At 68.8% G+C, this 20,809-nt stretch carries 19 protein-coding genes and 2 pseudogenes; 10 read left to right on the top strand and 11 right to left on the bottom strand.

What is annotated here, in order from left to right; all coding sequences use genetic code 11:
* Window positions 1-155 precede the first annotated feature (155 nt).
* Window positions 156-1,517 (top strand): type I glutamate--ammonia ligase, encoded by a 1,362-nt coding sequence (gene glnA / locus ACFV0T_RS32490; RefSeq protein WP_385787051.1) that lies wholly within the window; start codon window positions 156-158, stop codon window positions 1,515-1,517.
* 110 nt (window positions 1,518-1,627) lie between these two features.
* Here the strand turns inward: glnA and ACFV0T_RS32485 are convergent, their stop codons facing one another.
* From ACFV0T_RS32485 to ACFV0T_RS32475, 3 genes and pseudogenes are all read right to left on the bottom strand, one after another.
* The gene (locus ACFV0T_RS32485) at window positions 1,628-1,765 is read right to left on the bottom strand and encodes a hypothetical protein (protein WP_385787048.1); all 138 of its coding nucleotides are present in this window, start codon (window positions 1,763-1,765) and stop codon (window positions 1,628-1,630) included.
* A 685-nt stretch (window positions 1,766-2,450) separates the two neighbouring features.
* Window positions 2,451-2,507: pseudogene (locus ACFV0T_RS32480) on the bottom strand (hypothetical protein); the annotation flags it as partial.
* Between the two features lie 375 nt (window positions 2,508-2,882).
* Window positions 2,883-3,140, bottom strand: a complete 258-nt coding sequence (locus ACFV0T_RS32475; RefSeq protein WP_385787046.1) for a helix-turn-helix transcriptional regulator — start codon at window positions 3,138-3,140, stop codon at window positions 2,883-2,885.
* Window positions 3,141-3,585: 445 nt separating this feature from the next.
* Here ACFV0T_RS32475 and ACFV0T_RS32470 point away from each other — a divergent pair, with 445 nt between their 5' ends.
* On the top strand, window positions 3,586-4,122 hold the full coding sequence (locus ACFV0T_RS32470) for a hypothetical protein (RefSeq protein ID WP_385787043.1): 537 nt from the start codon (window positions 3,586-3,588) through the stop codon (window positions 4,120-4,122).
* Window positions 4,123-4,459: 337 nt separating this feature from the next.
* Entirely contained in the window at window positions 4,460-4,792 is a 333-nt protein-coding gene (locus ACFV0T_RS32465) for a hypothetical protein (protein ID WP_385787040.1), read from the top strand.
* Between the two features lie 239 nt (window positions 4,793-5,031).
* Here ACFV0T_RS32465 and ACFV0T_RS32460 read toward each other — a convergent pair whose 3' ends face one another.
* Together ACFV0T_RS32460 and ACFV0T_RS32455 are read right to left on the bottom strand one after the other, a co-directional pair.
* Window positions 5,032-5,391, bottom strand: a complete 360-nt coding sequence (locus ACFV0T_RS32460) for a hypothetical protein (RefSeq protein ID WP_385787074.1) — start codon at window positions 5,389-5,391, stop codon at window positions 5,032-5,034.
* A 319-nt stretch (window positions 5,392-5,710) separates the two neighbouring features.
* Window positions 5,711-6,193: a hypothetical protein gene (locus ACFV0T_RS32455; protein ID WP_385787037.1), complete on the bottom strand. Its 483-nt coding sequence runs from the start codon at window positions 6,191-6,193 to the stop codon at window positions 5,711-5,713.
* Between the two features lie 322 nt (window positions 6,194-6,515).
* On the opposite strand from ACFV0T_RS32455, the gene ACFV0T_RS32450 reads away from it, so the two are divergent.
* The 3 genes from ACFV0T_RS32450 (at window position 6,516) to ACFV0T_RS32440 (ending at window position 9,434) form a co-directional block, all read left to right on the top strand.
* Window positions 6,516-6,728 (top strand): CPCC family cysteine-rich protein, encoded by a 213-nt coding sequence (locus tag ACFV0T_RS32450; protein ID WP_385787034.1) that lies wholly within the window; start codon window positions 6,516-6,518, stop codon window positions 6,726-6,728.
* Window positions 6,729-6,995: 267 nt separating this feature from the next.
* Window positions 6,996-7,382, top strand: a complete 387-nt coding sequence (locus ACFV0T_RS32445; RefSeq protein ID WP_385787031.1) for a hypothetical protein — start codon at window positions 6,996-6,998, stop codon at window positions 7,380-7,382.
* Window positions 7,383-9,116: 1,734 nt separating this feature from the next.
* Window positions 9,117-9,434, top strand: coding sequence for a hypothetical protein (locus ACFV0T_RS32440; RefSeq protein WP_385787028.1), 318 nt, complete (start codon window positions 9,117-9,119; stop codon window positions 9,432-9,434).
* Between the two features lie 197 nt (window positions 9,435-9,631).
* On the opposite strand, the gene ACFV0T_RS32435 is transcribed toward ACFV0T_RS32440, so the two are convergent.
* The gene (locus ACFV0T_RS32435; protein ID WP_385787026.1) at window positions 9,632-10,264 is read right to left on the bottom strand and encodes a multidrug DMT transporter permease; all 633 of its coding nucleotides are present in this window, start codon (window positions 10,262-10,264) and stop codon (window positions 9,632-9,634) included.
* Window positions 10,265-10,613: 349 nt separating this feature from the next.
* On the opposite strand from ACFV0T_RS32435, the gene ACFV0T_RS32430 reads away from it, so the two are divergent.
* Window positions 10,614-11,159, top strand: a complete 546-nt coding sequence (locus tag ACFV0T_RS32430) for a GIY-YIG nuclease family protein (RefSeq protein ID WP_385787023.1) — start codon at window positions 10,614-10,616, stop codon at window positions 11,157-11,159.
* Window positions 11,160-11,316: 157 nt separating this feature from the next.
* Window positions 11,317-11,403 (top strand): annotated as a pseudogene (locus ACFV0T_RS32425) (glutamine synthetase); the annotation flags it as partial.
* Between the two features lie 19 nt (window positions 11,404-11,422).
* Here the strand turns inward: ACFV0T_RS32425 and ACFV0T_RS32420 are convergent.
* The 4 genes from ACFV0T_RS32420 to ACFV0T_RS32405 all read right to left on the bottom strand — a co-directional run bounded on the left by ACFV0T_RS32420 (window position 11,423) and on the right by ACFV0T_RS32405 (window position 15,480).
* A complete protein-coding gene (locus ACFV0T_RS32420; RefSeq protein WP_385787020.1) occupies window positions 11,423-12,442 on the bottom strand; it encodes a TolB-like translocation protein in 1,020 nt (339 codons plus the stop codon).
* Window positions 12,439-13,788: an MFS transporter gene (locus tag ACFV0T_RS32415; protein WP_385787018.1), complete on the bottom strand. Its 1,350-nt coding sequence runs from the start codon at window positions 13,786-13,788 to the stop codon at window positions 12,439-12,441. Before ACFV0T_RS32415 ends, ACFV0T_RS32420 begins: the two co-directional genes overlap by 4 nt.
* Before the next feature lies 1 nt (window position 13,789).
* Window positions 13,790-14,680 (bottom strand): alkaline phosphatase family protein, encoded by an 891-nt coding sequence (locus ACFV0T_RS32410; RefSeq protein WP_385787015.1) that lies wholly within the window; start codon window positions 14,678-14,680, stop codon window positions 13,790-13,792.
* Window positions 14,681-14,964: 284 nt separating this feature from the next.
* Entirely contained in the window at window positions 14,965-15,480 is a 516-nt protein-coding gene (locus ACFV0T_RS32405; protein ID WP_385787012.1) for a pyridoxamine 5'-phosphate oxidase family protein, read from the bottom strand.
* A 171-nt stretch (window positions 15,481-15,651) separates the two neighbouring features.
* Between ACFV0T_RS32405 and ACFV0T_RS32400 the strand changes: the two genes are divergently transcribed.
* Window positions 15,652-18,669, top strand: a complete 3,018-nt coding sequence (locus ACFV0T_RS32400; RefSeq protein WP_385787009.1) for a bifunctional [glutamine synthetase] adenylyltransferase/[glutamine synthetase]-adenylyl-L-tyrosine phosphorylase — start codon at window positions 15,652-15,654, stop codon at window positions 18,667-18,669.
* Here ACFV0T_RS32400 and ACFV0T_RS32395 read toward each other — a convergent pair.
* Entirely contained in the window at window positions 18,645-19,721 is a 1,077-nt protein-coding gene (locus ACFV0T_RS32395; RefSeq protein ID WP_385787007.1) for a DMT family transporter, read from the bottom strand. The genes ACFV0T_RS32400 and ACFV0T_RS32395 overlap by 25 nt on opposite strands.
* Before the next feature lie 71 nt (window positions 19,722-19,792).
* On the opposite strand from ACFV0T_RS32395, the gene ACFV0T_RS32390 reads away from it, so the two are divergent.
* A complete protein-coding gene (locus ACFV0T_RS32390; RefSeq protein WP_385787004.1) occupies window positions 19,793-20,791 on the top strand; it encodes a LysR family transcriptional regulator in 999 nt (332 codons plus the stop codon).
* Window positions 20,792-20,809 lie beyond the last annotated feature (18 nt).

Raw genomic sequence — 20,809 nt, 5'->3', positions numbered from 1 at the left:
CCTGCCGTACGCGAGTCGTTCAGGCCGATTACGTCCGGGCGATCAAGGTCCGCAACGCGCGTGAAACGCTGTTGTGGTGGGATGCTCAGGTGCCCGAGCGCCTCCCGTGCTGCGGGAGACAGGCGGCCTGACCAGCAAGGATGGGGAAGCGGAAGATGGACAAGCAGCAGGAGTTCGTGCTCCGGACCTTGGAGGAACGCGACATCCGTTTCGTACGGCTGTGGTTCACGGACGTGCTGGGCTTCCTCAAGTCCGTCGCCGTGGCCCCCGCCGAGCTGGAACAGGCCTTCGACGAGGGCATCGGTTTCGACGGCTCCGCGATCGAGGGCTTCGCCCGGGTCTACGAGTCCGACATGATCGCCAAGCCGGACCCGTCCACCTTCCAGGTCCTGCCGTGGCGCGCGGAGGCCCCCGGCACCGCCCGCATGTTCTGCGACATCCTCATGCCGGACGGCTCCCCGTCCTTCGCCGACCCGCGCTACGTCCTCAAGCGCGCTCTGGCCCGCGCCTCCGATCTCGGCTTCACCTTCTACACCCACCCCGAGATTGAGTTCTTCCTGCTGAAGAGCAAGCCCCTCGACGGCTCCCGCCCGACCCCCGCCGACAACTCCGGCTACTTCGACCACACTCCGCAGAACGTCGGCATGGACTTCCGCCGCCAGGCGATCACCATGCTGGAGTCGATGGGCATCTCGGTCGAGTTCTCCCACCACGAAGGCGCCCCCGGCCAGCAAGAGATCGACCTGCGCTACGCGGACGCGCTGTCCACGGCCGACAACATCATGACGTTCCGCCTGGTCATGAAGCAGGTGGCGCTGGAACAGGGCGTCCAGGCGACCTTCATGCCGAAGCCGTTCTCGGAGTTCCCGGGCAGCGGCATGCACACGCACCTCTCCCTGTTCGAGGGCGACCGCAACGCGTTCTACGAGTCGGGCGCCGAGTTCCAGCTCTCCAAGGTCGGCCGCTCCTTCATCGCGGGCCTGCTGCGGCACGCGGCGGAGATCTCGGCGGTCACCAACCAGTGGGTGAACTCCTACAAGCGCATCTGGGGCGGCTCCGAGCGCACCGCGGGCGCGGGCGGCGAGGCCCCCTCGTACATCTGCTGGGGCCACAACAACCGCTCCGCGCTGGTCCGCGTGCCGATGTACAAGCCCGGCAAGACCGGCTCCGCGCGCGTGGAGGTCCGCTCCCTCGACTCCGGCACGAACCCGTACCTGGCCTACGCCGTCCTCCTCGCCGCCGGCCTCAAGGGCATCGAGGAGGGTTACGAACTGCCGCCCGGCGCCGAGGACGACGTCTGGGCCCTGTCCGACGCCGAGCGCCGCGCGATGGGCATCGAGCCCCTCCCGCAGAACCTCGGCGAGGCACTGAGCCTCATGGAGCGCAGCGACCTCCTCGCCGACACCCTCGGCGAGCACGTCTTCGACTTCTTCCTGCGCAACAAGCGCGCGGAGTGGCACGAGTACCGCAGCGAGGTCACCGCGTTCGAGCTGCGGAAGAACCTGCCGGTGCTGTAGCCGCAGGTCAAAGCGGTTTCCTGGCACTTTCCGCGCGTGGGGCCGACGGTTGCATACCGTCGGCCCCACGGCGTCTCGGCCTTCCTGGGCCGTCTGTGGGCCGTCCGCCATCAGATCGCCCCCGCGTACAGGCCGTCCACCGCCTTCCGGGCCCGTGCATCGCTGCTCGGCATCAGGTGCGTGTAGACCCGGAGCGTGAACCCTGGGTCGTTGTGTCCGAGGTAGTTGCTCAGTGCCGCCGTGCTCACGAGCAGACTGGTAGCGCTCGCGCGGCTTCGGGAGTGGAATCACGCTGGCCGCGGCCAGAGCGGGCTTCCACGCGCGATCGTTGAAGTCCGTGCGGCGAACGGCCCCCGTGCCGTCGAGTCGAGTGAACAGCAGTCGTCGCGTGATTGGGGGCCCGCCTACCCGAAGCCACGGCAGGGTGACCTCTACCGGCGGGAAAGCCTCCATATGGAGCTTGAGGACGTGCGCCACACGGTCGGGCAAGGGAACGTCCCGCAGCTTCTCGCGCTTCGGCGGGGCGAACACCATGCCTTGCTTCGTCACCGGCACCTGATTCACCACATGCAGCCACCCGGAGTCGAAATCGATCTCATCGGCAGGCAGTCCGAAGATCTCCCCTTGCCGGAGTCCGCATCCGCCTCCGAGATCCACGGTCGCGTGATAACGCTCCGGCAGTGCGCCCCGAACGGCGAACACCCGCTCAGCGCTCCACGGCGTGACGCGACCGGTTCCCGCGGCAGGTGGCCTTACGGATTGGGCGTGGCAGGGGTTTTTCGAGAGGTGGCCGTCGTCGACGGCCGCGTTCAGGATTGTCGAAACGCTGTTGTAGATCACGCGCCGATACGACGTTGCGGGTACGGCCCGCTCCAGTTCGCTCAGCCAGTCCCTGATGTGCTCCGGCTTGAACGAACCGAGCGGCCGGGGCCCGATGTACGGGATCGCGTGGCCGCGGATCGCCGACTCCACCGACGCTCGTGTCGTCATGCCTGTGGTCTGCGTCTTCAGCCACTTGTCGGCGTACTGGCCGAACGTCACGCGGCCGGCGGCAGGGTCGATGTACTGACCGCGGGACATGTCTGCCTCAATGGCAGAGAGCCACTGTTCGGCGAGCCGCTTTTTGCCGTCGGGGAAGCTCTTGGACTTCTCGGTGCCGTCGGGCCCGACGTACCGGGCTCGGTAGCGCATGCCTGCGCCGTAGCGGCTGGTCTTGATACGAACGTCCTTGCCATTGGCATTGGTCTCGTCCTTGAACCAGCGGTCTTGGATGTGGCCTGCCATGTGGTGGCGGTCCCTTCTCGGCAAGCAGCAGGGAGAGCCGCGGGTTAGCGGCTCTCCCTGCTGTCTGGTGTGGCTATTCGGTTAGGCGACGTTGCGGTCGGCGTCTTTGCGGCTGGCGACGTATGCGTGCACGTCGGCGGGGTCGTAACGGATGTACTTGCCTATGCGGAAGCCGCGCGGGCCGATGCGCTTCTTACGCCACTGGTAGACGGTTTCCTTGGGCACCTCGAAGATCTCGGCGATGTCGTCGGCTGTGAGGTACCGGTCCGGGAGACCGCCCCGGAGGATGGCGCGGGGGTCGTCTCTGGCGGGGGCGGACGCACTCACTGGGTCCTCCATGAGTTGGAAATGCACTGGTCTGAGCCGCGACATATCCGCACTCAGACAGGGCGGAATGCCCGAAGGGGTTGGTCTCCGGCCGCCCTATCGGAAGACCGTGTGTGTCCGAGGTGCGGAATTCTGCGTCACCGCGTCATCTGCGTCACTCAGGCGAGTGCCGGCCGGGGAGTGGCATCCGCGGGGAGCTCCCATCCCGTCTGCCATCGACCCAGGCAGAGCCGAGCAGACGCGGCCCCTGGCGTCCAGGTCGTTCGTACAGTGGCGCGCTCCACCTGGACGCCATCGACCACGCCCGCTCCACGGTGTGTGGGTCGACGGCGGACGGGATGGGAGCTGGGGTGAGTGGTGGGTTGAGGTAGACACTCGTGTGGCCATGCCGTCGAGGAGTGAACAGTTCCAGGGAAATCAGGTTCGTGAAACGGACGCCTCCTGCGACGCTGTGCGCATGACCGAGACGACCCCCTACGACGTCGACCGCGCCCGATTTTCCCGCCAAGCGCTGGCACGCTTGGTGCTTTGCGACCATGCCGTGGACGTCGCTGACAGCGCGAGTGGCCTGGTCGCGACGCGCCGCGACCCTGACACGGGCCCCGGGGGCCGGGTGAGTCAAGCGCTTCAGCTCATTGAACTTGCTGAACGCGCGCTGGTCTCGGCTGTGATCTATGAGCGTGAGCGGGGCAGCTCTTGGGCGGATATCGCCGGTTACTTCGGAATCGATCCTTCGGAAGCTGAGGCGCGTTTCGTCGCCGATCTATCCCTCTGGGATGCAGCGTTCGAGGTCCCTTACCGACTCGACGACACAGGTCGCAAACGCGTGCCCCAGCTGCCCACGGCGGCCTATGACCCTGCCTGGGCCTGCACTCAGCTCGACCGCTGGGCGTACCTCCAGCGACTGGGTATCGACGACGAGCATGCCGTGAGCTCCGGTCTCGTCATGGCCCCGCCGGAGGAAGGTGGGTGTCCGGGAGCGGAAGAAGGCTGAACGTGTCACCTCAGCGCTTGTCAAGACCGCGTGGGCGCCTGACACCAGTGGCTGACACCAACAAGCGCGAACAGCAGCGGTCGACGCCGGACCTCAGTGGACGATCGGCCGAGGCTCAGGCCCGGTTGGTCGACGTCGACAGCCCCCCCGTGATCGACCTGATAAAGATGAGGCCGGATCTCAAACTCTGTGTCAGTGCGGGGGCGGACCGCATCGGACGGCCGCGGCCCCGCGCCTCAGCACGTGAAGGGCACACCGGCCCTTGGTCGAGTACTCACCCAAGTTCCTTTGGGGCGAGGAAGCACACCCGCGATGCTCGCTCTGAGACGCTGGGCAGATGCTGACTGAAGATGAAGCACGAGGACTCGTCTTGAGGGAACTCACATGGCCCGCCAGAGCGATAAACCTGGATCTTGCGATCTCCAGGGTTGAACCGGTCTCTTTCGGCTGGGTCTTCTACTGGTGCGCGCGACAGGACATCGGCCGTCCCGCTGGCCAGCGTCCATCACTCGGCGGCAACGGCCCATTCCTGGTGGATCGGGAGAACGAGCGGCTCATCCGAACCGCGACCAGCAAGCTCGTGCCCCAACAAATCGCCGACTACGAACGTCGACTGAGGCGTGAGGCTCACGCCCGGAACGTAGCAGCGAAGCACGCTGTACAGCAGTGAAGTACAGCAACCCCAACGACCATCCCCGTACCATGCCGCCCCTCTGCAGCCTTGACCCGGCCGGTATGGCCGCCGTCGGCCGATCTTGCTATAGCCACGGATCAGAAGTTCTGCGTGCCACATCCGTGCCAGATCCAGCGGGGAGCCACGGGGAACTGCGGTGGCCAGCGGGTGACTGATCCTCGGTCCGCCCAAGTGGACAGTTCGCAGGCCAGAGGGGCACTCGCCCAACCTCGCTCCTAAAGCGGTGGCTTCCTGGCAACCAGCGGCAGCGGCCAGCTAGCGCAGGCCACGAGTGCACTGCCGTCCTCGGTGAGGAAGAGCAGGGTGAACCGTGTCCGATTGTCAGGATCGATCAGCGCTGTGCGCACAGGCCGGTCGTATTCCCTGATGAGCTGCACTGCTCGCTCCAGGCCACGGGGTTCGAATCCGCGCATCCGCATGCGCTGAAGTCGGCGACTGAAGACTCCGGCATGCGCACCAGTGGGTTGCACCCGCTCCTCCACCGAGTAGGGGGCGCCGCTGCGGAGGGCGGCCAGAGCTATCACGGACGCCTCGTTATCACCGATCAACAGCGATTCCAGCACATGCCGTTCCATGGTCACCCCGTTTGGATCGTGCGGTACAGCAGCCAGGTACCGCAACCCTGGTAGCCACCCCCGCACGGTAACGTCCCTTCGGGGCCGCCCAGCGGCCGGTATGACCCCCGCTGACCGATCCCGCTAGAGCTACGGATCAGAAGGTGCCCGTGCCCCATTCATGCCCGATGCCGCGGGAACCTGCGGGGAGCACCGGGGAATCTCGGAGCCTGACGGGCGCTCAGACGGACTGCCGCCGGGGCTGAGATTCTGCAGGTCAGCCACGACGCGGTCCCACCTCGCTCCTAGAGCAGTGTTCAGAACCGCGACGCGCCACGCGTCAGTCTTCTCCGACTTGGAGCAGGGCCACGACAAACCCGTTGCCCGTGCCTGCGACCACCCCGTCGAAAGAGAACCGAGATACCGGGTTCCACCCCTGGCCCGCACCCGATAGTTCGATGTTCGTCCACCACGTGGAGTCCCATCCCAGCAGCTTCACCACTCGCTGCGCCGCTCGATGGGCGTGCTCACGATCACGACGCAGCCGGCCGGGAAAGACAAGGTCACCCGCAGACAGGTAGGTCATGACTGTTCCCGCCTCTTCCTTGTCGATGGCCGTCAGTGCATCGGCCACGTCAGCGGGGCGGGTCGGCCCCCGAGAACCCTCGATCGCATAGGGCGCCCAGGCTTTCTGGGCATCAAGGACCAAGCCGTACACGTGCTCGTCAACGGAGCAGGCATCCCCGCGCTCGACCCGGCCGAAGACACCGTCCTCCTTGGCCAACGACTCAAGCATCACTCGCAGGTCCGCGGCAGTCTCCACGCCCACATACTCCCATGTAGCGGCAGCACCAGAACGAGGCACGGAGCCGTATCGGCGGCCAGCTGAGCCGTCTCAGTTTCCGTCTCAATCAGCCGCGTTCACGGCCGTTCAGAAGGGACCGCTCACCGGGCTTGCCCCACCAGTTGACCTCTCATGAACGCAGGTGAACGGCCCCGTTCGAGGCCACCAAGACCACCACCACAGTTGGAAAGCGTGCACCGCAACGCACGTTCGGCTTAGCCGGCGACCGGTGTGACGCGGTCTCTGTCGATCAGGCCACTGCTGAAACGCCGCGGTCCCATGGGATAGCGGTAGACAAGGATTGCAGCCACACGACGGCCAGGACGAGCACGACGCGGACGAGATCCGGGGTGGCCCGAACCGCGGGCTCAGCCTCCGAAAGGCCCGCCGGAACTTCCAGGAGATCGGTGCGTGCGACGAGCGCTCCACACGGTCCGTGCGTGCCCCGCTGCCCCACGAGCATCCCGCGAGCGGCACACCCTACGGAACAGGAACCATCCGCCCCCGCTCCTGAACCCGGACCACTTACCGGTCGCCGCCGCTCCACAAGCGCACCAGATCAGGCGGGGAACAGCGGAGAATCACGGTGAAAGCAGCCTGGCCCGATGAGACCGCAATCCGGCCGGTTACCCAAGTCAGCGCCCGAATCAGCCGCACATGATCGCAGCTTCCCAGGCTGATGCACTTCGCCCCGGTGGATCAGCCAGCGCGGTTTGCGTGCTTCGATGCGCCCCCGTCGCGCCACTCCCACACGTCAGACGCACCTCAACCATGAACCCGCATGAACGGATTCGGAAAGTACTGGGGTTGGATCGTCTTCGCGGTGCTGATAGCTGGCTGGCTGAGCTTCGACTTCGGACCGGTCGTGCTCCTCGTCCTGTCCGGGATCAGCGCCTTCTACTTCTTCTTCAACGTGCCCGTCTGGTGTGGAGCCGAGGGACGAGGCGGCTCATGCCGCAACAACAGCCACGGCGCCCTAATGGGCTGTCACCTTCGCCAGCACAAGTTCCAGAAACTTAAGATGATCTTCTGGAGCGCCCGATGGGCACGGCTGCGGCAAGAGTTGTTCCAGAACGCAACGACCACCCTGGCTAGTCTGGGCGGCATACTCGCTGTCACTTCGGGCGTGGCAGCCACCCTGCAACCCCTGTTCGGTGGCGGCTGGTAGCGGGGCCCGCTGACATCTACGTCTGACATCAACGACAACAGACAGCAGCGGCCCATCGCGGCCTCCGACGATGGCTGCCGAGTTGGCTATTGGCCCAGCGAGGCCCGTTGAATCGAACTCCTAAAGCGGGTGTCGCAGGTTCGAATCCTGCCGGGGGCACCCAGCAAAAAGGCCCCGGACCGATCACAGTCCGGGGCCTTTGACATCTACCTCTCACACCAAACAGCGCGGACGACACCGTATCGAGGCGGACCTCAGCCACCAGATGAGGCCGGACCCCCAACTCTGTTCTCTGCCGAGCCTACTCAGAAGCGGGCCCCGGAGTGCGTGAGGTTGGCGACACATACTCCAATATTCCCCAGAGACTTTCAAACCATTCAGAGTAGTGCTCGAAAATCTTACGGATACTTTTCGATCTCGAGCGACGCCCCCAGCCCAATAGATACAAGCCGCCGCCGGCCGGACGAAACGCATAAGGATCCAACATTCGCAACTGCCTTCCACCATGGAAGACTTCCACGTCATCGATGCCATATAGGCCAAGTAGTGCAATTTCATCGTTGATTACAAAGAGTTTGAACGCCGGACCTACAGGAGATTCGCGTATCTCGCACTGTATCCTCAGCTGCGGGTTCGTTTGTTGTGCGCGGTCAATCAACTGCCGCAGCCATCGCGCATTCCCCTCTTTTATCCCCCTCACCCTCTCTCGCACGACCGGAGAATCCTCAAAGCGCTGGGGCTGTGTCGGTGAGCCATTCGTGTTTGTTCCCGAGACCAAGCGACTCGGAAGATTCATTGGCGCATCCAAATGGGCCACTGCTACCCGGATCCTAAGAACTCGGTTCTTGTCCCTATTTTCTCCGAGGCTCGTCAAAGCTGGCCGTAGGGCCATTAGGAGCGTTTCCATAGTGAAGCCTGAGAAATCGATTCGCACTTCTTTCGACTCGAAGGCATGCTGTATATAGTCTCGCAATTCCTCCACTTCCGATAGGAGATATACCCCGTCATCGTCAAAGGCAGCTCCCGGGTCACTCACGGCATCAAAAATTATGAGGGCAACAAGCGCAACGAAAGAACCCCCAAGGAAATTACTTCGTTTCAGGAAATCTCCCAGAGGGTCTACTGCCTCTGCTGCAACTCCCAAAGCAGCCGCGACAGCGAGGGAAGATTTCACGAGGACTGGCTTGACCCTGGTGAGAACACGCCTGAATTCTACGAGCAGTGTTCGATCTCTACCTGAACCTGGCCTGGGCGCAGACATCATCATGGCCCCCGCTATTTCAGCTGATGATTGGCTCCAGTGCGGGCCTTGCCCCGGCAGTTTCGCAGCATTGGGCACTCCTCGCTAGAGGGCATCGCCCCGATGCCCAGTCGGCGGTGAGTAGGGAGCGCAGGTGTGAGGCACCGAGCGCCACCCGTGCGTAGAGCGCTGTGGTACCGCAGCGAAGTACAGCAACCACCACGACCCCAGCCGGCCGCCGATGGCCCCCAACGGCCAACTGGCCAGCCCACGAGATCTCAATGACCACCCAGCCGAGAGTTCGGGACCAAGGGGTCGCATGCCACAGCTGTGCCAGGTGGGGCGGTCAACCACGGTCAACAGCGGTTCGCCTCAGTTGAGATGTGTCGGTGACCTGCGGACCTTCCAAAGCCGGAGTGACCTGCGCGCCAGGGCCGTCCCTCACACCCGCCCTTACAACGCAGCGGTCGCGGCCTCTGGGTCATGATCTGCCCATGGACGAGTACACCTGGCCAACGCGCCGCCCCAACGTGCCGGGGCAGTCGCCAGAGGAAGTCTGGACAGCGACCCTTGCAGCCCTCCCCCTGGGGGCCACCGTCACCGGAGAGGTGATCGGACGCCAGCCCTTCGGCGTCTTCATCCGGGTCGACGGACTTCCGGGCGCCGTGGCGCTGGCCGAGATCATTGCCATGCCCGAGGGGATGGGACTGCCCGTTCTCGGGGCCCGCGTCCGCGGCGAGGTCATCGGGCACGCTGAGCACAACCGCCAGGTGAGAGTTCGGCTGCACGAGTCGGGGACGTCGCTCGGGTGACCACCTCTGGGCCGTCACTGGGCCGTGCGAGGTCGCTCGGCAGCGACCGACGGCGACAACCAGTGACAGTTCAGCTACGGGCAGGGGCAGCGAACGTCCAGGTCACGGCCCCCTGACGATACGGGTTTCCTTCGAGGGGTAGCCGTCAGGCAAGATGGGGTGTATCTCGCCGGTACCCAGGGACACCAACCGCGAGGTCAGAGTGACCCCAGCCGCGCCCTCTCCATGAGATCAATAACGTAGTGGACTAGTTCGACAGGCGCGGTAGTTGCCGCGAAGATCCTGCGATCAACGCCCCTTTCTGGATCGAACCGCCCTGTGTAGATCAATACGGGAACGTCGATCTTGTAATGGTCCAGCAGGCGCAGCATCTTGATCCCTGCCTGCCGATCGCCGTCCCGATCAATGTTGCTCACGATGATGTCGTACGGTCTACGGCGAAACAGGGGTGTGGCCTCCTGAGTCGACAGGGTCACATCGATATGCATGTCGGCGGAGCGAAAAAGCTCGACTAGTGGGACATTGCCCTCAGGGCGGTCATCAACCCACAGCAACTTGGCGCCTCTCAGAACGTCGGCGGCATGCTCCAGCCTGCCCAACGCCGTACGCCTGGCAGTCGCAGTGACAGTCGTCGTGCTCTCGTCCTGAGCGCGATCGAGCAACTCGCCAGCGAGCTCGACCTCAACTCCGAGTGCGCGTACGGCGGTCAACCGCGGCACCATGCGTTGAACGATCGTCCCTCGCAGAGTGAAGTACACCGTGGCGGCGAAGGCCACCCATAGTACTGCGGGAACCGTTCCGATGAGCTTGCTCCATACGGCGTCGGACATCCCAACATCATCAGAGACGGGCACGCTCTGTGCGACCACTTCACGGAATATTATGAACTGACATCCGGTGGGTGCACGCGACGATCGACGAACGGCCCCGTGGCGGGCGTCAGCATCGACACTGACGTGCCAGACGCGTGCCAGATGCAGTGGGGAATCACGGGAACACCGGGGTATCGGCGACGGCCAGCCAATCACTGCGAGCACTCCGCCGCAGGTCAGCACCACAGCGACCCCTAGATCACCCTAGCTTCCCAAGCTGATGTCACATAGCCGTGCAGGCCGGAGGTGTTCTGTCGGCGTCGACCAGTAGCCTGCGAAGATCAGCCGTGGCACACCTGGAGGCTTCGTGGAAGCGACCGCTCTCGTCAGTCCCGAACGACTGTGGTCGGCGCACGAGGTTTTGATGCGCCCCAGCCCCGTCCCGGCGGCGGCCGGGGTCTATGGGTGGCGCTTCGAGCAGTCGCCCCATCCAGACTTGGACGCCGGGCGCCTGCTCTACGTAGGCATAGCCCCGCGGTACATGGCGAACCGGGCCAGCACCCAGAACCTGCGTACGCGGGTGCGCTACCACTACCGGGGCAACGCGGCCGGCTCGACCCTGCGTCTCACCCTCGGGTGCCTGCTTGGATTTGAGTTGCGCCGCGTTGGCAGCGGCAAGCGGATGACCTTCGGCAAGTCCGGTGAAGCGACCTTGACTCAGTGGATGGCGAACAACGCGCGAGTGTGCTGGGTTGAGCAGGACGAGCCGTGGGCCCTGGAGTCGCAGCTCATCTCCAAACTCGACCTCCCGCTGAATCTCGACCAGAACCGCCACAACGCTTTCCACGGCCGCTTGAAAGAGCTTCGGGCCCAAGCTCGGCAGCGGGCGCGGGAGTTGCCGATCAGCTCTTAGGCCGTCGAATCGGCTGGCCGAACAGACTTGTCTGGGCCGTCCCTGGGCCGTCGGAGGGCGGCCCACAGTGACCAATGACGACCGTGGACAGCCGCTCGATCGCAGGCCGGCGCTGCGCCAACGCCTATCGCACGAGGTCGCTCCGGGGCCTCGTCACTTCCTGCGCAACAAGCGCGCCGAATGGCACGAGTACCGCAGCGAGGTCACCGCGTTCGAGCTGCGGAAGAACCTGCCGGTGCTGTGACGCGGTCGCCGTGGCCGGATCAGCCGACGTACGCGGGGGACACCGCCGCCGTGCTGATCCGGTGTGGCGTGCCCGTTCCGTCGGACGGGATCTCGTAGAGGTCCGCTCCGTAGTCGCCCGGCAGGGCGTAGACGAGGGTGTGGTCGTCGCGCCAGACGGCCTGGTCGTCGACGCTGCGGGGCTCGGCGAGCGGCCGCTCGCGCAGGGTGCGCAGATCGAGGACGTACAGCCGCCAGGGGGCGTCGGCGGACAGGCCGGGGACGCGCTTCTTGAAGGCGACCCGGGTGCCGTCGGGGGAGAGGGACGGGCACTCCACGTTCGTGCGCAGCGTCGTCACCGTGCGCGTGCGCAGGTCGCCACGGACCAGATAGGTCTTCCCCTTGGTCGCCAGCGTCGCGTAGAACGTGCGGTCGTCCGCCGCGAAGGTCACGCCCCAGAAGTTGGCGTCGGCCGCCCGGTAGGCGCGGCCGTCCTTCACGATCCGGAACGCCTCCAGGGAAGGGATCAGCCGTCCCGTCCGGGTGTCCACGATCGCCGCCCGGGTGGAGAAGTTCGTCCCGGCGTAGGAGTCACCGCCGACGAACGCCGTCCAGGTGGCGAAGTGGCCGGTGGGGGAGACCCGGGCGCGGGAGGGGATGCCGGGGACGTCGTAGTGGGCCGTCTCCTTCAGGTGGGCGTCGAGGACCAGCGCGCGGTACGTGTCCGAGACCGGGCCGTGCACGGCCCGGAGGCACACGCCGGTGCCGGCGGCGGCGTGGAAACGCAGGCACGTGACGCCGGAGGAGGTCCGCGGGCCCGCGGGGTCCGACGCCGGGACCGTCGTCAGCTCGTCGCGGTGCGGGCCCCAGGCCATGTTGCGGAACACCATGCGGCGGGCGGCGTTCAGGGTGACCGGCCCCGGCGTGACCGTGGGGCCGCCCGCCTGCGTCCGGTCGCGGCGCTCCGCCCGCGCCGAGGCGTGCAGGACCGAGCCCACCGCGACCGCCGCCAGGACGGCGACGGCCGCGACGAGGACCAGGACGCGGTGACGTACGGTCATGAGGTTTCCTCCCGGGTGGGACGCAGGACCCGCGAGCAGCAGAGCGCGCACACCGCGAGCGCCACCGTCGACACCAGCAGCGCCGTACGGTCGCCCCACAGCGTCCAGGCCGCCCCGAACCCCAGCGAGCAGGTGAAACGGGCGAGTGCCTGGCCCGTCTGCACCAGGGCCAGACCGGACGAGCGCAGCGCCTCCGGCACGCTGTCCGAGGCCGCCGCCATCAGCACCCCGTCGGTGGCCGCGTAGAAGCCGCCGTGCAGGAGGAGGACGGCGTACGGCAGCGCCGTGCCGTGCCAGGAGGAGAGCAGGACGCCGTACGCCAGGAGCAGCGCGCCGTGGCCGGCCAGGAACACCCGGCGGCCGCCCATCCGGTCCGCCAGCCGCCCCAGCGGTACCGCCAGCAGCAGGAAGGCCGCCGCCGTGCCCAGCGGCAGCAGCGCGAACCAGCGGTCGGGGACGCCCAGGCGGCGTTGCAGCAGCAGGTAGACGAAGGAGTCGCTGACCGTGGCCAGGCCCAGCAGCAGGGCGCAGACCGTGAGGCGGCGCAGGTCGCGCCGGCGCAGCAGGCCCAGGGCGGCGCGGAGCGTGGGGCGCGCGGTCTGCGTCGGCGCGGCGCGCCGGGTGGCAGTCGGGGTGCTTGAGGTAATCGCAGGCGTGGGCGGGGTGGTCGCGGGCGTGGTCGCGGTGGCCGGGCCGCCGTTGGGTACGAACAGCACCAGGACCAGCACCCCGGTCACCGCGACACAGAAGCTCACGGTGAACACGGCGTCGTAGCCGTCCACCGTCGCCCGCAGGATCAGGAACGCCGCCAGCGGGCCGAGCAGCGCGCCCGCCGTGTCCATCGCGCGGTGCACGCCGAAGGCCCGGCCGCGGGTCTCGGGCGTGCTGGACAGTGAGATCAGCGCGTCGCGCGGGGCGGTGCGCAGGCCCTTGCCGGTGCGGTCGGCGGCCAGCACCAGACCGATCGGGGTGAGCGTGTGCGCCAGCAGCAGGAGCGGTTTGCACAGGGCCGAGATGCCGTAGCCGAGGCCCGCCACCCATTTGTGCCGGCCGCCGCCCCGGTCGGCCAGATGGCCCCCGGCCAGCCGCACCAGCGCCGAGAAGCCGTTGTAGACCCCGTCCAGGAGCCCGAAGCCCAGCGGGGACAGGCCCAGGCCCGCCACCAGGTACAGCGGGAGCACCGCCGTCACCATCTCCGAGGACACGTCGGTGATCAGGCTGACCGTGCCGAGCGCGAGGACCGTGGGTGCGACCGCGGCGCGGCGCCGCCCGGCGGGAGACCGGGCGGCGCCGTCCGCGGACACCGGCGCGCCGGGAGCCCCGGCACGGCTGTCCGCGACGTACATGTCAGGACGTCCAGACGCCCGTGATGTCCTTGGCTGAGGCCGCGTTGCCCGCGTGGGTGCTCAGGCCCTGCGAGTCCTCCAGGGTGCGCAGCAGGTCGTAGTGGTTGTAGGTGGTCGCCGAACTGGCCCCGGCCGTGACGGGCTGGCCGTACAGGACCGTCGGGATGCGGTTGCCGCTGAGCCGGTTGTCCTCGTCGAAGGTGACGACGAGGAGGCTGTCGTGGGTCTTGGCCCAGGTGGCGTATGCGCTCAGGTTGTTCTTCAGCCAGGTGTCACCGCTCGACACCGAGCAGTCGTGCATGTCGCTGCACAGGTTGGGGACGACGAAGGAGACGTCCGGCAGGGTGGTGTAGTCGGTCGGGAACTGCGCGAAGGTCTTCGCCGTGGACGTGGGCACGTTGCTGAAGCCGAACCAGGGGTTGTGCTTGCGGGCGTACTTGCCGCTGCTGCACGTCGTCGAGCCCTGGCTGGGCAGCGTCTCGTTGTAGCTGGCCCAGGTGTGGCCCGCGGCGATCAGCTCGGAGGCCAGGTTCGCGGCCGAGGAGAAGCCGGGCGTGTAGCAGCCGTCGTCGGTGACGCCCTGGGTGGAGCCGGAGAACAGCGCGAAGTAGTTCGGCTGGCTCGGGTGGGTCTCGGCGTAGGACTGGGAGAGGTTGGCGCCGCCCGTGCGGAGCGAGTTGATGTAGGGGGCGCTGGAGGAGCCGATGACCTGGCTGTACGCGTGGTTCTCGAAGACCACGACGACCACGTGGTCCGGGCTCGGCACTCCGGCCGCGGCCTGCGCGGTCGAGGGGCCGCCGAGTCCGGTCCACAGGCCGACCGCGGCGACCGCGAGGGCCACCCCGGACGCCACGGCTGTGCGACTGCGGCGGTACACGGAACTGCCGGACACATCTACCTCCGGTGGGGGAAGGGCGAGGGCGATGGTGCGCACAGATCATGCGCACGCCAAAATTGCCCCGACCTACGCCGTCCGACCCGGCGGGTGAAGACCGGATGAACTACTGCCGCACGCCCGAACGGGCGCGGGGGGACCCCGCCGTCGGGGTCCTCGAGGGAGTCGTCGTGGCCCTCGAGGCGACACCCGTGGCCGTCGGGACGACACCCGTGGCCGTCGGGACGACACCCGTGGCCCTCGGGACGACAGATGACGGCCGCGTCCGTCGCGCACGGGCGTCACTCGAACCGCCAGCGCGTCTGGCTGAACGTCTCCCCCTTGCCGAAGCCGAAGGCGGTGCGGGGTGTCACCGCGAACACGAACGCGGGCCCGTGCTTGGCCTGGAACGCGCCGTCCTCCCGTACGTCGAAGTGCCATACGGGGCCGTACTTCTCCTCCCACGCCCGGGCGAGCTCGCGCAACCGGGCGGCGTCGGTGACGCGCACCGCCTCGCCCTCGACCACCAGGTCGAGCCCCTGTGCCCAGGCGCTGGTGCCCGTGGTGAGCACGACGTGCGGATTCCCCGCCAGGTTCAGCGCCTTGCGCTCCTCCGCGCCGGTGGAGAAGTGCAGTGCTCCGTCCCGCCACACGCCGATCAGCGGGGTCACGTGCGGCCGTCCGTCCGGCCGTACGGTCGACAGCCAGTAGAGCTCGGCCGCGGCCAGCTGTTCGACGGCCTGCGGCCACGGGGTCGGCCGGGCGTCGGGGCTGCTGTAGCGCGGGTCGAGAGCTGTCTTCGGATCCTCGTGCGTCATGGCGTCTCCCTCCGGGGCAGGATCCTCCTCCACCAGTACCGACCCCGCCCGTCGGCGTAACTCATCGGTACCGGCCCCGGAGCTTCGGCCGGGCACTGCGGCTAGGCTCGGGCCAGCACGACCTTGATCCGATCGCTTGATCCGATCCCTTGATCCGACGGGAGGCCGGGGATGACGGCGCCGGGGCGCAGGAGCAGCACCTTCACCAGGCTGCTGCGGCACGGCTTCACCGATCCCTCCGCCGCGGAACGGCTGCTGGACAGCCCGGAGCTCGCGGGCGTCCGCGACGACCCGGTGCTCCTGGAGGCGCTGGGCGCGACCGCGGACCCGGACCTCGCCCTGCACGGCCTGGTCCGGCTGCTGGAGGCACAGCCCGGCCCCGCCACGGCCCGCCGTGAACTGCTCGACACGCTGATAGCGGCCAAGCCGCTGCGCGACCGGCTGCTCGGGGTGCTCGGCGCCTCCAGCGCGCTCGCCGACCACCTCGCCCGGCACCCGCGCGACTGGGAGACGCTCGTCACCTACGAACCGCGCGACCTGCACCCAGGGGTGGAGGAGTTCGAACGGGGCCTGGCGGAGGCCGACGACCCCGTCTCCCTGCGCGTCGCCTACCGCCGCTGCCTGCTGTCCATCGCCGCCCGGGACGTGTGCGGCACCACCGGCCTCGCCGAGACCGCCGCCGAGCTCGCCGACCTGGCCACCGCGACCCTGCGCGCCGCCCTCGCCCTGGCCCGGGCCGACGCGCCCGAGGACGCCGCCCGGTGCCGGCTCGCCGTGATCGCGATGGGCAAGTGCGGCGGCCACGAGCTCAACTACGTCTCCGACGTCGACGTCATCTTCGTCGGCGAGGCCGTCGAGGGCGCCGACGAGGGCAAGGCCCTCAGGTCCGCCACGAAGCTGGCCTCCCACATGATGCGGATCTGCTCCGAGACCACCGTCGAGGGCTCCATCTGGCCCGTCGACGCCAACCTGCGCCCCGAGGGCCGAAACGGTCCGCTGGTGCGCACCCTCGCCAGCCACCTCGCCTACTACCAGCGCTGGGCCAAGACCTGGGAGTTCCAGGCGCTGCTCAAGGCCCGCCCGGTCGCCGGGGACCTCGCACTGGGCGAGGAGTACGTCGCCGCCCTCGAACCCCTCGTCTGGCAGGTCGCCGAGCGCGAGAACTTCGTCGCCGACGTGCAGAAGATGCGCCGCCGCGTCGTCGAGAACATCCCGGTCGCCGAGGTCGACCGCGAACTGAAACTGGGTCCGGGCGGTCTCAGGGACGTCGAGTTCGCCGTCCAGCTGCTCCAGCTGGTGCACGGACGGGCGGACGTCTCGCTGCGCAGCGGCACCACCCTCGACGCCCTCCACGCCCTGGCCGCCGGGGGCTACGTCGGCCGCGCGGACGCCATCCAGCTCGACGAGGCCTACCGCTTCCTGCGCTCGCTGGAACACCGTATCCAGCTGTACCGGCTGCGCCGCACCCACCTCGTCCCCGAGGACGAGGCCGACCTGCGCCGAATCGGCCGCTCCCTCGGCCTGCGCAGCGACCCGGGCGCCGACCTGATCCGCGAGTGGAAACGGCACACCGGAGTCGTACGCCGACTGCACGAGAAGCTCTTCTACCGGCCGCTCCTCGACGCGGTCGCCCAACTCGCCCCCGGCGAGGCCAGGTTGAGTGCCGAGGCGGCCCGCGAACGGCTGATCGCCCTCGGCTACGCCGACCCGGCCGCCGCCCTGCGCCACCTGGAGGCCCTCGCTTCCGGCGTCACCCGCAAGGCCGCCATCCAGCGCACCCTGCTGCCCGTCCTGCTGGGCTGGTTCGCGGACTCCGCCGAACCGGACGCGGGCCTGCTCAACTTCCGCAAGGTGTCCGACGCCTTGGGCAAGACGCCGTGGTACCTGCGGCTGCTCCGCGACGAGGGCGCCGCCGCCGAGAACCTCGCCCGGGTCCTCTCCGCTGGCCGCCTCGCCCCGGACCTCCTCATGCGCGCGCCCGAGGCCGTGGCCCTGCTGGGCGACGGCGACGGCGGCGGGGGCGGACTGCGCCCCCGGCCCCGCGCCCACCTGGAGCAGGAGATACTCGCCGCCGTAGGCCGCGCCGAGAACGCCGAACAGGGGGTCAGGGCCGCCCGTGGCGTCCGTCGCCGCGAACTGTTCCGTACGGCCGCCACCGACATCGTCGGCTCCTACGGCACCGAGACCCAGCCGGTGGAGACGGACCAGGGCGCGCTGGTGGACCGGATCGGCGGTGCGATCTCCGACCTGACCGCCGCGACCCTCGCCGGCACCCTGCGCGCCGCCGTCCGCGAGACCTGGGGGGACGAGCTCCCCACCCACTTCGCCGTCATCGGCATGGGCCGCTTCGGCGGCCACGAACTCGGCTACGGCTCCGACGCGGACGTCCTGTTCGTGCATGAGCCGCGCGACGGCGTCAGCGACCGGGAGGCCACCGACGCGGCCAACAAGGTCGTCTCCGAGATGCGCCGACTGCTCCAGATCCCCAGCGCCGACCCGCCCCTCCTCATCGACGCCGACCTGCGCCCGGAGGGCAAGTCCGGCCCGATGGTGAGGACGTTGAAGTCCTACGAGGCCTACTACCGCCGCTGGTCACTGATCTGGGAGTCGCAGGCCCTGCTGCGGGCCGAACCGGTCGCCGGGGACGAGGAGTTGGGCCGACGCTTCATGGAGCTCGTCGACCCGTTGCGCTACCCGGCGGAGGGGCTCGGCGACGAGGCGGTGCGCGAGATCCGCCGGCTGAAGGCCCGGATGGAGTCCGAGCGGCTGCCGCGCGGCGCCGACCCCAAGCTGCACACCAAGCTCGGCTCCGGCGGTCTGTCCGACGTCGAATGGACCGTGCAGCTGATCCAGTTGCGGCACGGCTGGGTGGAGCCGGGCCTGCGCACCACCCGCACCCGGGAGGCGCTGGCCGCCGCCCGCGCCGCCGAACTGCTCTCAGGCGAGGACGCCGAGACGCTCGACGAGGCGTGGATCCTGGCGACCCGGGTGCGCAACGCGGTGATGCTGGTACGCGGCCGGGCGGGCGACACCTTCCCCTCCGACCCCCGCGAACTGGCCGCCGTGGGCCGGTATCTGGGCTACAGCCCCGGTCATGTGGGCGACATGCTCGACGCGTACCGGCGTACGGCACGCAGGGCGCGGGCGGTGGTCGAGGAGCTGTTCTACGGCGCGGCGGGCGAGCGGTAGGCGTCGCGGCCATCACGCCGGGCGGCGACCGACGGGACGGGCGGCACCGGAGGGCTGGGCGGCACCGGAGGGGTGGGCGGTACGGACGTGACGGGCCGCTTGGGCGGTACGGACGTGACGGGCGGCGTAGGCGGTACGGACGTGACGGGCGGCGTGGGCGGTACGGACGTGACGGGCGGCGTGGGCGACCTGCGCGGGTGGAGCCGGGTCAGTCCCACCCCCGCCAGCACCACCGCCACCCCGACCACGACCCGCACGCTCACGTCCTCGTCCAGCACCACCGCGCCCAGCGCCACCGACACCACCGGCAGCAGATAGCCGACCGTGGCCGCGCTGGTCGGGCCCTCGTCGGCGATCAGGCGGTAGTTGAGGTAGAAGGTGACGCCGGTGGCGAGTACCCCGAGAGCGGTGACGGCCAGCAGACCGGTGAGGTCGGGATGCAGCGGCCCGGCGGCCGGGAGGGCGAGGGCGCTCAAGCCGGTGGCGGCGAGGAGCTGCGCGGCCGACATCGCCAGCGGTGCCCGGCGGTCGGTGAGGCGCCGCGCCATGTAGGCGAAGGCGACGGCGTAACTCGCGGCGGCGGCGAGCAGGGCGAGGGCGCCCCAGCTCAGTAGCCCCGACCGCTGCCAGGGCGCGAAGATCAGCAGGGTGCCGGCGAAGCCGAGGAACAGCCCGGCCGACCGGACCGCGCCGAGCCCGCGGTCGGTGCCCAGCACGACGCCGATGAGGAGCGACCACAGGGGCGTGGTGGCGTTCAGGACGCCCGCGACGCCCGAGTCGACGGTCTGCTCGCCCAGGCCGAACAGCGCGAAGGGCACGGCGTTGCAGAAGAGGGCGGCCACGAACAGATGCCCCCAGGTGGCACGGGAGCGGGGCAGACGCTGTCCCGCCGACCGGGCCAGGACCAGCAGGACGACGGTGCCCAGGGCGCAGCGGGCGATCGTGAGCTGGACGGGGGAGAGGCCGTGGTTCAGGGCGAGTTTGATCCAGAGGAACCCGGAGCCCCACAGAAGGGCGAGGGCGGCCATGCGGAGAGTGGAGGCGAGCGGCATGAGAAAAGGCTCCGCCGTAAGTTCTGTCAGGACAAGTGAAAAGTAATGCATGGACAATTAAGCTGAACTGCATGCTTGATGTGCGACGCATGCAGGTGCTCCGGGCAGTGGTGAGCAGCGGATCGGTGACGGCGGCCGCGGCGATCCTCGGCTACACGCCGTCCGCCGTCAGCCAGCAGGTGGCGACGCTGGAGAAGGAGGCCGGGGCGGAGTTGCTGGAACGGGTCGGACGCGGGGTCCGCCCCACGGCGGCCGGCCTGCTGCTCACCGAGTACGCGGACTCGATCGGCCGCCAGGTCGCCGAGGCGGAGACGGCGCTGGCCGACCTGCTGGCCGGGCGCACGGGCCGCCTCTCGGTGCGCTACTTCGCCACCGCCGGTGCCGCGCTGGTCGCCCCCGCGGTGGCCCGGCTGCGGACCGAGCACCCAGCGGTACGCGTCGAACTGAGGCTGACCGACCCCGAGGACCCGCTGCCGGAGGTGAAGGAGGGCCGAGCGGACCTGGCGCTCCTGGTCGCCACCCCGGGGACCCGGGGCGCTGCCGGACTCCTGGGAGCCTCCGGGGCCCCGGAGGCTCCCGCTGTCCCGGGCGGCTCCGGAACCCGGAGCGGGGCAGGCGCCCCCGACGGTGTCCGGCTGCTGCACCTCCTGGACGACCCCTATCTCGCCGTGCTCCCGCCCGGCCACCCGCTCGCGGAGCGCCCCGACGTCCGCCTCGCCGACCTGGCGGCCGAACCATGGGTGGGCAGCGAGTGGCCCGGCCCCTGCCTGTCCGCCCAGCTCGCCGCCTGCGAGGCCGCCGGCTTCCGCCCCCGCTTCGTCGTCGAGAGCGAGGACTACGTCACCGCCCAGGGCTTCGTCGCGGCCGGCCTGGGCGTGACCCTGATCCCGCGGCTGGGCCTGGGCGGGCGCCATCCCGATGTCGTGGTGCGCGAGGTGCGGGAACCGGAGCCGGTGCGCTCGATCTACGCGGCGGTACGCGCGACGGCGCCACCGCAACCGGCCCTGCGGGCGTTCGTGCGGGCGCTGCGGGAGGCGGCCGGGACGGGCGTCGGCGACGGCACGGGCTGAGCCCGGGGGTGCGGACGG

It is taken from the genome of Streptomyces sp. NPDC059582 (assembly GCF_042735715.1).
GTDB lineage: Bacteria > Actinomycetota > Actinomycetes > Streptomycetales > Streptomycetaceae > Streptomyces.
Note: the sequence above shows the minus strand (reverse complement) of the source record. Positions and strands in the feature narration are given on the sequence as shown.